Origin of the sequence: Burkholderia sp. S-53 (genome assembly GCF_025560745.1) — a bacterium.
Classification (GTDB): Bacteria; Pseudomonadota; Gammaproteobacteria; order Burkholderiales; family Burkholderiaceae; genus Burkholderia; species Burkholderia pyrrocinia.
Window position 1 is genome coordinate 2,898,343 of the sequence record NZ_CP090483.1, and the last position, 15,259, is coordinate 2,913,601.

The 15,259-nt window shown below is 66.9% G+C and carries 17 protein-coding genes; 6 read left to right on the top strand and 11 right to left on the bottom strand.

Going from position 1 to position 15,259, the window contains the following annotated elements; genetic code table 11:
• Window positions 1–23 precede the first annotated feature (23 nt).
• Entirely contained in the window at window positions 24–914 is an 891-nt protein-coding gene (locus LXM88_RS18475; protein ID WP_262535650.1) for an alpha/beta fold hydrolase, read from the bottom strand.
• 106 nt (window positions 915–1,020) lie between these two features.
• Between LXM88_RS18475 and LXM88_RS18480 the strand changes: the two genes are divergently transcribed.
• Entirely contained in the window at window positions 1,021–1,917 is an 897-nt protein-coding gene (locus tag LXM88_RS18480) for a LysR family transcriptional regulator (protein ID WP_262535651.1), read from the top strand.
• Between the two features lie 39 nt (window positions 1,918–1,956).
• Here the strand turns inward: LXM88_RS18480 and LXM88_RS18485 are convergent, their stop codons facing one another.
• The 4 genes from LXM88_RS18485 to copC form a co-directional block, all read right to left on the bottom strand.
• On the bottom strand, window positions 1,957–2,892 hold the full coding sequence (locus tag LXM88_RS18485) for a LysR family transcriptional regulator (protein WP_262535652.1): 936 nt from the start codon (window positions 2,890–2,892) through the stop codon (window positions 1,957–1,959).
• A gap of 191 nt (window positions 2,893–3,083) precedes the next feature.
• Window positions 3,084–3,857: an SDR family oxidoreductase gene (locus LXM88_RS18490; protein ID WP_262535653.1), complete on the bottom strand. Its 774-nt coding sequence runs from the start codon at window positions 3,855–3,857 to the stop codon at window positions 3,084–3,086.
• 182 nt (window positions 3,858–4,039) lie between these two features.
• A complete protein-coding gene (locus LXM88_RS18495) occupies window positions 4,040–4,540 on the bottom strand; it encodes a DinB family protein (RefSeq protein ID WP_262535654.1) in 501 nt (166 codons plus the stop codon).
• A gap of 65 nt (window positions 4,541–4,605) precedes the next feature.
• Window positions 4,606–4,980: a copper homeostasis periplasmic binding protein CopC gene (copC, locus tag LXM88_RS18500; protein WP_262535655.1), complete on the bottom strand. Its 375-nt coding sequence runs from the start codon at window positions 4,978–4,980 to the stop codon at window positions 4,606–4,608.
• Window positions 4,981–5,091: 111 nt separating this feature from the next.
• Here copC and LXM88_RS18505 point away from each other — a divergent pair, with 111 nt between their 5' ends.
• Entirely contained in the window at window positions 5,092–5,814 is a 723-nt protein-coding gene (locus LXM88_RS18505) for a pseudouridine synthase (protein WP_262535656.1), read from the top strand.
• 48 nt (window positions 5,815–5,862) lie between these two features.
• Here the strand turns inward: LXM88_RS18505 and LXM88_RS18510 are convergent, their stop codons facing one another.
• Window positions 5,863–7,050, bottom strand: a complete 1,188-nt coding sequence (locus LXM88_RS18510) for an RNA-guided endonuclease InsQ/TnpB family protein (RefSeq protein ID WP_262535657.1) — start codon at window positions 7,048–7,050, stop codon at window positions 5,863–5,865.
• A gap of 224 nt (window positions 7,051–7,274) precedes the next feature.
• Between LXM88_RS18510 and LXM88_RS18515 the strand changes: the two genes are divergently transcribed.
• The gene (locus LXM88_RS18515; protein ID WP_047898809.1) at window positions 7,275–7,463 is read left to right on the top strand and encodes a hypothetical protein; all 189 of its coding nucleotides are present in this window, start codon (window positions 7,275–7,277) and stop codon (window positions 7,461–7,463) included.
• Here the strand turns inward: LXM88_RS18515 and LXM88_RS18520 are convergent.
• Window positions 7,446–8,483, bottom strand: a complete 1,038-nt coding sequence (locus LXM88_RS18520; RefSeq protein WP_262535658.1) for an NAD-dependent epimerase/dehydratase family protein — start codon at window positions 8,481–8,483, stop codon at window positions 7,446–7,448. The two genes, LXM88_RS18515 and LXM88_RS18520, sit on opposite strands and share 18 nt — an antisense overlap.
• A 107-nt stretch (window positions 8,484–8,590) precedes the next feature.
• On the opposite strand from LXM88_RS18520, the gene LXM88_RS18525 reads away from it, so the two are divergent.
• The 3 genes from LXM88_RS18525 (at window position 8,591) to LXM88_RS18535 (ending at window position 11,568) form a co-directional block, all read left to right on the top strand.
• Window positions 8,591–9,622: a CDP-6-deoxy-delta-3,4-glucoseen reductase gene (locus LXM88_RS18525; RefSeq protein ID WP_262535659.1), complete on the top strand. Its 1,032-nt coding sequence runs from the start codon at window positions 8,591–8,593 to the stop codon at window positions 9,620–9,622.
• Between the two features lie 292 nt (window positions 9,623–9,914).
• Window positions 9,915–11,099 carry an acetylornithine transaminase gene (locus LXM88_RS18530; RefSeq protein ID WP_262535660.1) on the top strand — a complete coding sequence of 395 codons (1,185 nt, stop codon included), beginning with the start codon at window positions 9,915–9,917 and terminating at the stop codon, window positions 11,097–11,099.
• 13 nt (window positions 11,100–11,112) lie between these two features.
• Window positions 11,113–11,568: a GNAT family acetyltransferase gene (locus LXM88_RS18535; protein ID WP_262535661.1), complete on the top strand. Its 456-nt coding sequence runs from the start codon at window positions 11,113–11,115 to the stop codon at window positions 11,566–11,568.
• 24 nt (window positions 11,569–11,592) lie between these two features.
• Here LXM88_RS18535 and LXM88_RS18540 read toward each other — a convergent pair whose 3' ends face one another.
• From LXM88_RS18540 to LXM88_RS18555, 4 genes are all read right to left on the bottom strand, one after another.
• Window positions 11,593–12,264 carry a YukJ family protein gene (locus tag LXM88_RS18540; RefSeq protein WP_262535662.1) on the bottom strand — a complete coding sequence of 224 codons (672 nt, stop codon included), beginning with the start codon at window positions 12,262–12,264 and terminating at the stop codon, window positions 11,593–11,595.
• A 299-nt stretch (window positions 12,265–12,563) separates the two neighbouring features.
• Window positions 12,564–13,280, bottom strand: coding sequence for an ABC transporter ATP-binding protein (locus LXM88_RS18545; RefSeq protein WP_262535663.1), 717 nt, complete (start codon window positions 13,278–13,280; stop codon window positions 12,564–12,566).
• The gene (locus LXM88_RS18550) at window positions 13,280–14,056 is read right to left on the bottom strand and encodes an ABC transporter ATP-binding protein (protein ID WP_096471563.1); all 777 of its coding nucleotides are present in this window, start codon (window positions 14,054–14,056) and stop codon (window positions 13,280–13,282) included. Before LXM88_RS18550 ends, LXM88_RS18545 begins: the two co-directional genes overlap by 1 nt.
• 23 nt (window positions 14,057–14,079) lie before the next feature.
• Entirely contained in the window at window positions 14,080–15,249 is a 1,170-nt protein-coding gene (locus LXM88_RS18555) for an ABC transporter permease subunit (RefSeq protein WP_262535664.1), read from the bottom strand.
• Window positions 15,250–15,259 lie beyond the last annotated feature (10 nt).

The following is a 15,259-nucleotide window of genomic DNA, read 5'->3' on the forward strand; positions in this document are numbered from 1 at the left end:
CGCGCCGGGCCGGCCGGCGCGCGTCAGTCGCGCTCGCAGAACCCGAGGATCGCGTCCGCGACCGCCTCCGGCGCCTCGCGCTGCGGAAAATGCCCGACGCCGTCCAGCACCTGCCGCGCGTAGCGCCCCGCAAAGTACCGTTCGCGCGCGGCCGAGCTGTCCGGGTGGTTGACGGCATCCGCGCCGCCGTGCAGCACGAGCGTCGGCACCGACAGCACGGGCGATGGATTCAGCCGCGCGTCGTCGTCGGCATAGGCCGGCGCACCCGGCGCGAAACCCCAGCGATGCCGGTACGAATGCAGCACGACGTCGATCCAGTCGGGCCCGTCGAACGCGGCAGCAGCGGCATCGAAATCGCTGTCGCGATACCAGCCGGGCGGCGACCACGTGTCCCACATCACGCGGGCAAACGCGCGGCGATCGTCGCGCAGCGCCTGCTCGCCGCGCGGCGTCGCCATGAACCAGTGATACCAGTAGTTGCGCGCCTGCTGCAGCGGCAGCGGCTGACCGGGATCGTTGGTGCCGTACCCGACCGACAGCATCACGAGATGCGATGCGACGCCATCGCGCAACCCACAGGCGTTCGCGACCGCGCGGGCGCCCCAGTCGTGCCCGACCAGCACGGGCCGCTCGACGCCGAGCACATCGACGAATTCGAGCAGGTCGCGCCCGAGCGCCGCGAGCTGGCCGCTGCGGGGCACGGATGCGTCGCGAAAGCGCGTCGGCGCAAAGCCGCGCAGTGCAGGCGCGAGTACGCGGTAGCCGCGCGCGGCCAGCGCCGCAGCAACGGCCTCCCAGCCGACCGGGCTATCCGGCCAGCCATGCAGCAGCATGGCCACGCGTTCGCCGCGCGGATTCCATTCGAGATAGGCGATATCGAGCGACGCGGTCGTCGCATGCGCATAGGCAGTCATCGTGTTCTCCGTCGGGTCAACTTGAGCTGACGATCGTAGGCCAACCTTTCATCACGATTCACGGAGTATCATGATTCACTCTTCGAGTATTGTGTTGAATTGACCGATGAAACCGCTGACCGATCCTGCGTCGACCTCGCTCGACATCGCGCTGCTGCGCACCTTCCTCGAAGTCGTCGACAGCCGCGGGTTCGCGCCGGCAGCGGAACGTCTCGCGCTGACGCCGTCCGCCGTCAGCGGTCATATCAAGCGGCTCGAACAGGCGGCCGGCACCGTGCTGCTTGCGCGCACGACGCGCCGTATCGCGCTCACGCCGGCCGGCGACACGCTGTACGCATACGCGCGCAACATCGTCGACATGGAGCGCGAAGTGCGCGCGAGGCTGCGCGGCGCGCCGGCGCACGGGCGGCTGCGCGTCGGCGCCTCGGAGGATTTCGCGAGTGCGTGGCTGCCGCAGGTGCTGCGCACGTTCCGCGACCACCACCCGCGGACTGCGATCGAGCTGAAGGTCGGGATCACCGCGTCGCTGCTGCGCGAGCAGACGCTCGGCCGGCTCGATGTCGTGTTCGGCAAGCAGTGCCGGCAGGTCGACGCGCCGGGCGAACTGCTGTGGGAAGAACCGCTCGTGTGGGCATTCGCGTCGGACCGCACGCTCGACGCTAACGGCGAAGTACCGCTCGCGCTGTTTCCGGAACCGTGCGTCTATCGGGAGGCCGCCGTATCGGCGCTCGCCGCCGCGCTGCGGCCGTTCCGCGTGCTGTTCGAGAGCAGCAGCATGGCCGGCTGCGTGTCGGCCGCACTCGCGGGTTTCGCGGTCACGGCGCTGGCGCGCAGCCAGTTGCGCGACGGGCTGCGCGCATGCGGGCCCCAGGACGGCCTGCCCGCGCTGCCGGCCGCACGTTTCTACGCGTTCGCATCGAAGCCGGACGGCACCGGCGCGGCGCTGATCGAAGCGGTGCGGGAAGTCGGGCGCAACCGGCAGTTCGCAGCGCTGGCCGACTGAAACAAGCGCGTCGGCGCGCGACACACACCCGCCGACCGATCAGTCGCCTTCCGCGCCCTTCCCGGCCGCTGGTCCCGTCAACGCGTCCGCCATCAGTTCCCCGAACCAATCGACGAATGCATTGAGCCGGCGCGACCGGTGCCGCCGGTGCGGATACACGGCCGACACGTCCATCGGCTCGGCGCGGTGGCCGGGCATCACATCGACGAGCGCGCCACTGTCCAGCAGATGCGCGACGTCGAACCGCGGAATCTGGATCAGCCCCATCCCGGCGATGCAGCCGGCGATATAGGTTTCGGCGTTGTTGACGATCACGCGGCTCGGCAGCGTCAGCGTGTGCCGCTCGCCGTCCACGCAGTATTCCCACTCGAGCTCGCGCCCGGTCGTCGGCGACGCATAGCCGATCGCCCAGTGCCCGTGCGCGAGCGCATCCGGATGCTCGGGCACGCCGCATTCGCGCAGGTAGTCGGGGCTCGCGCAGTTGATCAGCGCGAACTGCCCGAGCGGCCGTACGACGAGGCTGCTGTCCGCGAGCCGCCCGACGCGGATCGCGCAGTCGACGCCCTCCTGCACGAGGTCGATCGAGCGGTCCGTCGAGCCGAGCGACAGTTGCAGCTTCGGGTAGCGGCGAAACAGCGACGGCAGCGCGGGCGCGACCACACGGCGCGCGATCCGGCTCGGCACGTCGACGTTCAGCCGCCCGACCACGTCGCGGTCGCGGCGGCGGAACAGGCGATCGAGCTCGTCGGCCTCCGCGAGCAGGCGCCGGCCGCGTTCGAGCAGCAGCACGCCGTCGGCGGTCAACTGCACCTGGCGCGTCGTGCGGTGCAAGAGGCGGGTGCCGAGCCCCGCCTCGAGCTGCTGGACGGCCGCCGACACGGTCGCGCGCGGCACGTCGAGCGCATGCGCGGCCTTGATGAAGCTGCCCATCTCGGCAACCTGCAGGAAGATTCTGACCTGATCCAGCTTGTCCATCGGCGGGGAACGTGGGTTCGGACGACCGTCGCCGCCGACCGTCGCGCATCGCGGCGGTATCCGGCGGCACCGAGAAAACGGGCGCGCGGCTGCGCGCCCGTCCATTGTCCACGCAATCTGCCCATTGCGGTGCGCCGCGCGCCCGCGGCGGCGGCCGGCGCGGCGCGGTATGCGACCGGTTGTCCGGTCGGTTACTTGGTCGTATAGCCGCCGTTGATCAGGATCGTCTGGCCCGTGATCCACCAGCCGTCGGTCACGAGATGACGGATGAACGGCACGACGTCTTCGATGTCGGTCAGGCCCGTCTTGCTGAACGGCGACAGCGCGGCCGCCGTCTTGTGATACGCGACCGCATCGGCGCCTTCAGCCGGATAGAAGAACGGCGTGTCCATCGGGCCCGGCCCGACGGCCGTCACCGAGATCCCGCGCGCGCCGTACTCCTTCGACGCCGCGCGCGTGAAGTGCTCGACCGGCGCCTTCGATCCTTCGTATGCCGCATAGAACGGCGCGAACGCGCCGAGCAGCGACGTCACGAGCGTGACGAGCTTGCCGTGATCCTCGAGGTGCCGCCCCGCCTCCTTGATGAAGAAGAACGCCGACTTGCTGTTGACCGCGAACATCTCGTCGTACTCGGCTTCGCTGATCTCGGTGAACGGCTTCTTCAGCACCTTGCCGACCGTGTTGATCGCGATATCGATCTTGCCGAAGCGCTGCTTCGCGTCGTCGAACAGCTTCTCGACCGCGGCGGCCGTCGTCAGGTCGGCCTGGAACGTTGCGGCCTCGGCACCGGCCGCGCGCACCGCGGCGGCCGTCTCCTCGGCCTGCGCCTGCGACGCCGCGCTGTTGTAGTGAATCGCCACCGCCTTCGCGCCGTGGCCCGCCAGGTCCCGTGCGATCAGGCCGCCGAGATTCTTTGCGCCGCCTGCGATCAGGACGACCTTGTCTGCGAGCGTGTGAGTTGCCACAGGTGACTCCTTTTTTCGTTGAACGAAGTTTGGAGTGTAGGCACGCGCGACACGCAGGTCAGCCGGTCGCGGCTGGATGGATTATCCAGAATATCGATCCAATCGGAACGTCGCCACGTGATCTTCCGCACTGACAACGAAGCCGGAATCCGCTGATCAGGGCGGCGCGTCCGCCGGCCTGATCAGCGCGCGTACAGCGCCGCGTCGATCTTGCCGAGCAGCCACTGCATGCCGGCCAGATGCTGCTGATCGTGGCTGCACAGGTAATGGACAAGCCCGCGCACGGTCAGCGAACCGTAGCCGTCGAACTCGCCGACGCGCTCGAACTGTTCGGGCGTGAGGCGCGACACGAGATCCAGCGTCTCGCGTCGCGCTTCGCGGATCGCCGCGAGCACGTCGGACGCATACGCATCGTTGTAGCGGCGCTCGACCGCGAGCGCGTCGCCGTCGATCGACACGAGCAGCGGCCGATCTTCGTCGAGCATCCGCCGCAGCCGCACGTGATAGCCGTCGATCTCGATGTCGCGCACATGGCAGAGCTGCCCGAGCGGCGAGTAGTGCTCGCTCGGGATCCCGGCCCAGTCGTCGGGCGTCCAGCGTGCATAGCCGTCGGGCACGGCCGCGAAATGGGCTTCGAGCAGACGGGGGAAATCGGCGAGTGCATCGAGCGTCGTCGGATTCATGCGGGAAACTCCCTGTCGGATAAGGGCGGCGGCAACCCTGGCACGGGCCTGTCGCCGCCGTTGCATCACTTCACGCTGAAGCCGTACGCTCCCTGCGTGCGGTGCCCGTCGGTCGCGACGGCCACCCATTTCACCGTATAGGCGCCCGCGCCGACCGCCGCGAGCGGCACCGTCATCCGCTTGCGGTTCGACGCGTCGATGCGCGTCTTGCCGTCAGACACCGTCTTGCCGTCGCCGTCGGCAACGACGATCGAGCTGAACGCCGGCTCCAGCGGCTCGGTGAAGTCGATCGTGACGGCGGCCGGTGCGGCGGTCAGCACCGCGCCCGCCGCCGGATCGCTCTTCGCGAGATGCGCATGCGCGAACGCGGCCGACGAAACGGTCGCCGCAAGGATGACGGCGGCAGCGTTGCGGCCGAACGGGAGCGAATCGAAATGCATGGACTTTCCGTGAAGAATGAACGGGCGCCACGCGCTGCGCGGCGTTCCGGCAGCTTACCAGCGCATGCGGGTTCATGCCGGTCGCGCGCAGCTTGATAGAATGCGCGCGCTATGGATCTCGAAAGCATTCTCTACACCCAGGGCTTCGGCTCGCGCCGCCAGTGCCGCGGCCTGATCGAAGCGGGCCGCGTCGCCATCGCTGGCGCCAGCGCGACCGCCCCCGACGCGACGTTCGACACCGATGGCCTCGTGTTCTCGGTCGACGATACGGCCTGGCCGTTCCACGCGCGTGCGTATCTCGCGCTCAACAAGCCGGCCGGCTACGAGTGTTCGCGCGATCCGCAACACCATTCAAGCGTGTTCAGCCTGCTGCCCGCGCCGCTCGTCGCGCGCGGCGTGCAGTGCGTCGGCCGGCTCGACCAGGACACGACGGGCCTGCTGCTGCTGTCCGACGACGGCCAGTTCGTGCACGCGTACACGTCGCCGAAGCGCAAGGTGCCGAAGACCTACGTGGCGACCGTGCGCCATCCGCTCGACGACGCGCAACTGCACGCGCTGCGCACCGGCGTGCAGCTCCACGGCGAGCCGAAGCCGATCGCGGCGGTCGCCGCCGACGCGCGCGACACGCATGCGCTCGCGCTGACCGTCCTCGAAGGCAAGTATCACCAGGTGAAACGCATGGTCGCGGCGGCGAGCAACCGCGTCGAGCTGCTGCACCGCGAAAGCATCGGCGGCTTCGCGCTGCCGGACGACCTCGAACCCGGCGCGTGGCGCTGGCTCGATGACGCCGACCTTTCAGCGCTGCGCAATCCCTTGACATCCTCGCCCCCTTAAAGTCGGGCGATTCCTACGGCGTCTGACTGCCTATGCAGACAGCTCGCTTCAGTGGGTTCCTGCTGCTGGCGATCTTGTTGCATCGCTCACTTCACAGGCGCAACGAGCGTGTCCCGCCCTGAGCACATTGATCGCGCCGACCAAATCGGCGTTTTCGTCGAAACCACAATCCATGCACTCGAATCGGGCTTGGCTCCGACGGTTGTCCGCCGACACGTGTCCGCACCGCGGGCAGGTGCGGCTCGTGTTCTGCGGAGGCACGGCAACGAGATGTCCGCCGTTCCACGCCAGCTTGTAATCGAGTTGACGTCGGAACTCGAACCAGCCCTGATCGAGAATGGACTTGTTCAGGCCGGACTTGGCTCGAACGCTCTTTCCCGGTTGCATGGCACTACCCGCCGCCGATTTGGACATGTTCCGAACCTGCAAATCCTCGATGCACACCATCGCGTGGTTTTGGCTGATCGTGGTCGTGGCTTTGTGCAAGTAGTCACGGCGGGCGTTGCCGATCCGGGCATGGATACGCTGGACGCGAGTTTTCGCCTTCTTCCAGTTGTTGCTGAATGTCACTTTGCGGCTCACGGCCTGCTGTGCGCGGCGCAATGCCGTCTCATGCCGCCTGAAGCTGTTCAGCGGCGCGTAGAACTTGCCATCCGAGAGGGTGGCAAAGCGAACGATGCCCAAGTCGATGCCGATCGCGCCGCCTTTTGGAACAGATCGTTCGACCACGCGTTCGGTCTGGATGCTCGCATACCACTTGCCGCCGCTGGCCGACACCGTGACCAGCTTCACCTCGCCCAATACGTTTCGGCTATTGCGGTAGCGTAGCCAGCCGAGCTTGGGTAGGAAGAGTCGGCTGGTTCGCTGATCGAGCTTGATCTGTTTCGGGTCGGGATAGCGGAAACTGTCTGACTGCCCCTTCCTTTTGAAGCGCGGGAAGCCCGCACGTTTGGCGAAGAAATTGGCGTACGCGCGCTCCAGGTCCTTGAGCGTTTGCTGCAGGGGATGTGTCGGCGCATCCTTGAGCCACGGTGTCTGCTGGCTGTTGCGCCAATCGGTGATCAGCCTGCACAGCCCGGCATAGCCGAGCTTCTTCTCGCCGCGTTCGTAGCGCTCCTTCTGCAACGCCAGCGCCTTGTTGAAGACGAACCGGCACGACCCGGCGAAGCGGCGCATCTGGCGCTGCTGTTCGCCGGTCGGCATCAGTTCATATTTGAAGGCTTGGTGGCGTTGCATGATTCGAGCATATCAGCCAGCGAAAACACGCTGTCAAGTACGCCTACGGTGCTGCGCTATCCGCCCTTCCCCAGCCCTGAAGATCGAGGCTTGCCACGCACCGGGTCAAAACCCTGTAAGGGAAAATCCGCACGACCGTTCGGTGCCCGGCCGCGTCTCGGCCGCACGATCCCCCGCTATACTCGAATCACAAGCTGTACGAGCAGCGATGCAGGGGAGACATCATGAACATCAACCATTCTTTCGAACTGTCGTACGTGATGATCGCGTTCGCGATCGTCGGTGTCATCGTGATCGGCGGGCTGCTGGCTGCGATGCACCTGAAGCACAAATACCATCCGAACCTGATTGGCGCGCTGATCGGCGCGCTGCTGTGCTTCCTGCTGATCGAGGCGCTACCGGCGCTGACCTGACGCGCTGCCCGGCGCGAGCGTTTGAAGGAAATCGTCTACGGTCGGATAACGCAACGTCACGCACAATTCGGCCTTGAGCCGTGCGTTGGACAGTCGCCGCGACTCGCGCATGAACGACAGCAGCGTCGGTTCGAGCTGACGCTCGGCGTCCGCGCGGCTGATGCGCGGCGGCTGCGGCAGGCCAAGCGCCTGCGCGACCCGGTCGAAATACTCCCCCATCCGCAGTTCGCTGTCGTCCGACGCGTGCACGGCGCGCGCCGGCCTGCCGCGCTCGGCCGCGCGGCGCAGGATCGCCGCGAGATCGTCCGCATGGATGTGGTTCGTATAGACATCGTCGGCCGGCTCGAGCGCCGGTGTGCCGCGCTCGAGTCGCGCGACCGGCAGGCGGTTCGCCGCGTAAATGCCGGGAATGCGCACGATGCGCGCGGACAGCACGCCGCGCACCGTCGCCGCGCGCAGTTGCCGCTCGGCCGATACGCGCCGGAACGCGCGCGGATTCGCGGGACGCAGCGGGTGTGTTTCGTCGATCCGCGCCCCGCCGCAATCGCCGTATACGCCCGTCGTGCTCGCGTAGACGAGCCTCGGCGCGCGAACACCGTCGGGTACAATACGCGCTGCCCGAACGGGCGCGCCGGCCTGTCGGGCAGCGGCGCGCAGCGTTCGGAGCCGGCCGACCGCCGGTGCCGGCGGCCCTGCTGGCCGTCGCACGGGCACGGTCGTTGCGGCGATCAGCGCACGCGTGCGCCGATCGTCGCGGCCGTCGGACTGCGGCGGCGCGAGATGCAGGATCGTGCGGGCCAGACCCGCGAGGCGGCCGAGCGTCGCCCGGCGATCGAGGTCGCCGACGATCGGCGTCGCGCCCGCGGCACGCAGTTCGTCGCGGCGGGCCGGGTGGCTCGTCAGCGCGAAGATCCGCAGGTTGCGGCGCGTGTCGCGCCATTGCGCGACGCAGCGCATGCCGACGTCGCCGCAGCCGACGATCAGTGCGCGCGGCCGGCGCAGGATTCGTGTCGCGATCATGTTGGTTGCGAAATCAGTAGCCACCGTTGCGCGACGCGCAACGGGTTTGCATTGTAGCTGCCGTGCGCGACATGCACGGTCCCCACATTTTGTTCTAGTTTGGTTCTATGGCATTCAACGTCACTCTCAAGCAAAGCGGCCGGCAATTCCAGGTCGAGTCGGACGAAACCGTGCTGGCGGCCGCGCTGCGCCAGAACGTCCATCTGCCGTACGGCTGCAAGAACGGCGCGTGCGGCTCCTGCAAGGGCCAGATCGTGTCGGGCCAGATCGAACAGGGCCCGCATGCCGCGTCGGCGCTGTCCAATGACGAGCGCACGCGCGGCCTCGCGCTGCTGTGCTGCTCGAAGGCGCAGTGCGATCTCGAGATCGACGTGCGCGAAATTGCCGGCGTCGACGGCGTGCAGGTCAAGAAGCTGCCGTGCCGGATCGCCGCGCTCGAACGCAAGGCCGACGACGTGATGGTCGTGAAGCTGCAGTTGCCCGCCAACGAACGCCTGCAGTACCTCGCGGGCCAGTATGTCGAGTTCATCCTGAAGGACGGCTCGCGCCGCAGCTACTCGATGGCGAACGCGCCGCACGAGGAAGGCCCGATCGAGCTGCACATCCGCCACATGCCGGGCGGCAAGTTCACCGACCACGTGTTCGGCGCGATGAAGGAGCGCGACATCCTGCGCTTCGAAGGCCCGCTGGGCACGTTCTTCCTGCGCGAGGATTCCGACAAGCCGATCGTGCTGCTTGCATCGGGCACGGGCTTCGCGCCGATCAAGGCGATCATCGAGCACGTGAAGCACCGCGGCATCACACGCCCGATGACGCTCTACTGGGGCGCACGCCGCAAGAAGGACATCTACCTCGGCGAGCTCGCCGAACAGTGGGCGCGCGAGATCCCGAACTTCAAGTACGTGCCGGTACTTTCCGAGCCCGACGGCGCCGACCAGTGGACGGGCCGCACGGGCTTCGTCCATCGCGCGGTGATCGAGGACCTGCCCGATCTGTCGGGCCATCAGGTGTACGCGTGCGGTGCGCCGGTGATGGTCGAATCCGCGCAGCGCGACTTCACGCAGCACCACGCACTGCCGGCCGACGAGTTCTACGCGGACTCGTTCACGAGCGCCGCCGATCTCGCGCATCCGGTCTGAGACTCGCCGCCCGCGTCCCGCGCTATGCGCCGCGATGTCACATCCGTGGCATGGCGGCGGTTTACAGTGGGGCGCGGGATGCCTTATGCTTGCGCACATGAACCGCTTCCTGTCCGCTCTCCGACGTCGCCGCTCGCCGCTCCGCCCGGATGCCGCAGGCTCGTCACGGACTCGCGCGTAACCCCTCACTGCTTCGCCGGTTACGCACAAGCTGTTCGAACCCACCAGCCACGGCCTCCCGTGGCTTTTTTATTGCCCGTTTCCCTTTCAACGTCCGCTGGAGTCTGCTGCCATGCCCTTGAACGATTACCCGATCGACTCGCTGATGTACATCACGAACCGCCCCGACATCGTGTTTACGCACGGCAAGGGTTCGTGGCTCTACGATCACACGGGCAGGCGTTATCTGGACTTCATTCAGGGCTGGGCCGTCAACAGCCTCGGCCACTGCAACGACGGTGTCGTCGAAGCGCTGAAGACGCAAGCCGAAAAGCTGCTGAACCCTTCTCCGGCGTTCTACAACGAGCCGATGGCGAAGCTCGCGGGCCTGCTCACGCAGCACAGCGTGTTCGACAAGGTGTTCTTCACGAACAGCGGCGCCGAGGCGAACGAAGGCGCGATCAAGCTCGCGCGCAAGTGGGGCCGCAAGTTCCGCAACGGCGCGTACGAGATCATCACGTTCGACCACAGCTTCCACGGCCGCACGCTCGCGACGATGTCGGCCAGCGGCAAGCCGGGCTGGGACACGATCTACGCGCCGCAGGTGCCGGGCTTCCCGAAGGCCGAGCTGAACAACATCAACTCGGTCGAGAAGCTGATCACCGACAAGACCGTCGCCGTGATGCTCGAACCGATTCAGGGCGAAGGCGGCGTGATCCCGGCAACGCGCGAGTTCATGCGGGAACTGCGTGCGCTGACGAAGCAGCACAACCTGCTGCTGATCGTCGACGAAGTGCAGAGCGGCTGCGGCCGCGCGGGTACGTTGTTCGCGTACGAGCTCGCCGACATCGAGCCGGACATCATGACGCTCGGCAAGGGCATCGGCAGCGGCGTGCCGCTCGCGGCGCTGCTGTCGAAGGCCGACGTCGCGGTGTTCGAGGCCGGCGACCAGGGCGGCACGTACAACGGCAACCCGCTGATGACGGCGGCCGGCTATTCGGTGATCTCGCAGCTCGTCGCGCCCGGCTTCCTCGAAGGCGTGCGTGCACGCGGCGAATACCTGAAGCGCAAGCTGCTCGAGCTGTCGGAGGAACGCGGCTTCGAAGGCGAACGCGGCGAAGGCCTGCTGCGCGCGCTGCTGCTCGGCAAGGACATCGGCCCGCAGATCGTCGAGAAGGCGCGCGACATGCAGCCCGACGGCCTGCTGCTGAACGCCGCGCGGCCGAACCTGCTGCGCTTCATGCCCGCGCTGAACGTGACGACCGACGAGATCGACCAGATGATGGCGATGCTGCGGTCGATCCTCGACACGCTCTAAGGAGACCGCCGAGATGGATGCCGCCGCCGATGCTGTCGCGATCCGCCCGTTCGAACGCGCCGACACCGATGCCGTGCTCGCGGTATGGCGCGACGCGTTCCCGCAATACGAAGAGGCCGATGCGCCGCCGCACCGCGATCCGCTGCGATCGATCGAGCTGAAGCTCGCGACGCAGCCGGAACTGTTCTTCGTCGCGACCAGCGGCGCGCGCGTCGTCGGCACGCTGATGGCGGGTTTCGACGGACATCGCGGCTGGCTCTACTCGTTCGGCGTCGCGAACGACGCGCGGCGGCTCGGCGTCGGCCGCGCGCTGATCGCACACGCGGAAAGCGCGCTCGCCGCGCGCGGCTGCCTGAAGATCAACCTGCAGGTGCTGCCCGGCAACGACGACGCGTGCCGCTTCTATGCGGCGCTCGGCTATCGCGTCGAGGAGCGCATCTCGTTCGGCAAGACGCTGCCGGCAGCGTGATGCAGCCGGCGGCGGCAGCCCGTATCAGCGCGTGATCGGCCCCGCGCCCGGCAGCGGATTGCCGAGCGCGTCGGTCGGTACGGCCTGCTGTTCGAACGCCGCGAAATACGCGGCCCACTGCGTATCGCTCACGCGCACGATCAGCGCACCGTCCTGCCAGACGTCGTTGTGGTCGTTGTGGTCGTCGCCTGTGCGATGGAGGTAGTTCGGGCCCGTCGAGCCCTGGTTCATGTGCGTGTCGTGAATGCCGTTGCCTTCCGCATACGTGCGGCCGAACACGACGACGTCGAGGCCCTGCGACTGTGCGGCACTGACGAGCCGCAGCAGCGACGGGATCGGCTCCGGGTTCTCGGTACCGTCCATCACCGCGCTCGCGCGCCACGCGCCGGTCTCGTTCAGGATGTCGCTGCGCAGGTAGTCGAGCGCGGGCAGTGCGGCCTGCCCCGTGAGGTCGGTGTAGCCTTCCGCCGCGGCCGCGAGCGTCTGCGTGACGGGATGGTGGAAATCGTAGACGAGCTTGTAGTTCAGCAAGTCGTCCGCATCGCTGGTGCCGACGTTGATCGCGACATCCCAGTCGCCTCCCGGCAGCGCCAGCGTCAGGTGGATGTGATACTGGATCTCGCTGCCGTGCGGCGAGCCCTTCAGCTTCGCCACCGATGTCACCTTCGCCTTCACGAAACCGTAGTCCAGACTCATGCGTGTTCTCCGTGTCCGATGGTCGTCGATGCTACGCGGCCCGTGTGTCGGTTTGCGGGCGACCGGCTGCGGGCGACCGGCATCGGGCGACCGTCGGCGGGTGGGCAGCCCTGTCGTTTCCCGCGCCCCATGCGCAGCGCAACAGTCGAATGGAGTCGCCTCCGCACGCACAGTTCGACCCGAATCGCACGACACGAAAAAAAAGCTGTCACGGCATCCCGTGACAGCCTTTCGAAAGCCCTTGCACGACGCACGCGGCATCTGCCGCCGCGCGTCACCGGGCCCGCTCATTCATCCACTTACTCACCCAGGTACGCGGCACGCACCTTCGGATCGTCGAGCATCTGCTTCGCATCGCCTTCCATCGTGACCATGCCCGAATCCATCACGTAGCCACGGTCGGCCGCCTGCAGCGCGAGGCGCGCGTTCTGCTCGACGAGCAGCACCGTGATGCCCTCCTTCGAGATCTCGCGCACCACTTCGAAGATCTTCTCGACCATGATCGGCGACAGCCCCATCGACGGCTCGTCGAGCAGCAGCAGCTTCGGCTTCGAGAGGATCGCGCGCGACATCGCCAGCATCTGCTGCTCGCCGCCCGACAGCGTGCCCGCGAGCTGCGTCGCCCGCTCCTTCAGGCGCGGGAAGAAGCCGAACATCCGCTCGACGTCCTTCTTGATCTGCTCGTTGTCGTTGCGCAGGTACGCGCCCATCTGCATGTTCTCGACGATCGACATCCGCGCGAAGATCCCGCGGCCTTCCGGCACCATCGCGAGGCCGCGCTTGAGCAGCTCGTGCGACGGCACGCCCTTGATCGACTTGCCGTCGTACTCGATGTCGCCCGCCGAATACGGCTTCAGACCCGTGATCGCCTTCATCGTCGTGGTCTTGCCTGCGCCGTTCGCGCCGATCAGCGTCACGAGCTCGCCCTGACGGACTTCCATGTCAACGCCCTTGACGGCCTGGATGCCGCCGTAGTTGACCTGCAAGCCCTTGATTTTCAACATTGCCGCTGCCATCAGTGCACCCCTGCGCCGAGATATGCCTCAATCACCTTCGGGTTCTTCTGCACGTCCTGCGGCAGACCCTCGGCGATCACCTTGCCGTAATCGAGCACCGTCATCCGGTTGCACAAGTGCATCACGAGCTTCACGTCGTGCTCGATCAGCAGAATCGTGCGGCCGTCCGAACGGATCTTGTCGAGCAGGCGCGTGAGTTCGACCTTCTCGGTCGCGTTCATCCCGGCCGCCGGCTCGTCGAGCGCGAGCAGCTTCGGGTCGGTCGCCAGCGCGCGCGCGATCTCGAGACGGCGCTGGTGGCCGTACGACAGGTTGCGCGACGTGTAGTCCGCGTATTGCAGCACGCCGACGTATTCGAGCAGCTCGATCGCGCGTTCCTTGATCTCGCGCTCTTCCTGGCGTTCGGCCGGCGTCTGGAACACTGCGCCGAGCAGACCGTGCTTGGTGCGCACGTGGCGGCCCACCATCACGTTCTCGAGCGCGGTCATCCCGCCGAACAGCCGGATGTTCTGGAACGTGCGCGCAATGCCCGTCTTCGCGACCTGGTGCACCGCAGTCGGCTTGTATTCCGCGCCGTCCAGCTTGAACTCGCCGGAGTCCGGCGTGTAGAGGCCCGTGATCACGTTGAAGAACGTCGTCTTGCCGGCGCCGTTCGGGCCGATCAAGCCGTAGATCTCGCCTTCCTTGATCTCGAGGCCGACGTCGGACAGTGCCTGCAGGCCGCCGAAGCGTTTGTTCACGCCCTGTACGGACAGTCGGATTTGCTTGTCGCTCATGTGGATATCCCCTTGTCCGTTCGTTACGCGCGCACCGGCTTCTTGCTGGCGCGCTTCGCCAGTTTCGCGATCTTGTCCTCATGCTTCGGCGCGGGCCACAGGCCTTCCGAGCGGTACAGCATGATGATCACCATCGCGAGGCCGTACAGCGCCTGGCGGATCACTTCCGTATCGACGATGTCATGACCGAACAGCGCATGCTGCAGCGGGCTCATCGTCGAACGCAGGAATTCCGGGAAGATCGCGAGCAGCACCGCACCGAGGATCACGCCCGGGATGTGGCCCATGCCGCCGAGCACCACGCACGCCAGCACCACGATCGATTCCCAGAACGTGAACGATTCCGGCGACACGAAGCCCTGGAACGAACCGAACATCGCGCCCGACAGGCCGCCGAACGATGCGCCCATCGCAAACGCGAGCAGCTTCACGTTGCGGGTATTGATGCCCATCGCCTTCGCCGCGATCTCGTCCTCGCGGATTGCCGCCCACGCGCGGCCGATGCGCGAGTGCTGCAGACGCGTACAGGTCCAGATCACCAGCAGCGAGCACAGCACGAACAGGTAGTAGTACATGTAGACCGACGGCAGCTGGAGGCCGAACAGCGAGTGCGTCTGCGACAGGTTGAAACCGCCGACATGCACCGGATCGATGCCCGTGATCCCCTTCGGGCCGTTGGTGATGTTCACCGGACGGTCGAGGTTGTTCATGAAGATCCGGACGATTTCGCCGAAGCCCAGCGTGACGATCGCCAGGTAGTCGCCGCGCAGGCGCAGCGTCGGCGCGCCGAGCAGGATCCCGAAGGTCGCCGCCAGCGCCATCGCGATCGGCACGATGATCAGGAACGGGATGTGCAGCCCGCCGGGAGCGAGGGCCGCGATCCACTCGAACTGGGACGTGAGGTGCGGCGAAGACAGCAGCGCCGCCGTGTACGCGCCCACCGCGTAGAACGCGATGTAGCCGAGGTCGAGCAGGCCGGCGAAGCCGACCACCACGTTCAGGCCGAGCGCGAGCATCACGTACAGCATCGCGAAGTCGAGCACGCGGACCCAGTAGTTGCCGCCGGCCGCGCCGATGATGATCGGCGCGGCGATCACGAACGCAGCGGTCAGGATGCCGATGACGACGGTCTTGGCGGTGTTGCGCTCTTCGACGAGCGACGTCGAGGATTCGATCGGTTGAATGGATGTCATGTTGTTTGCT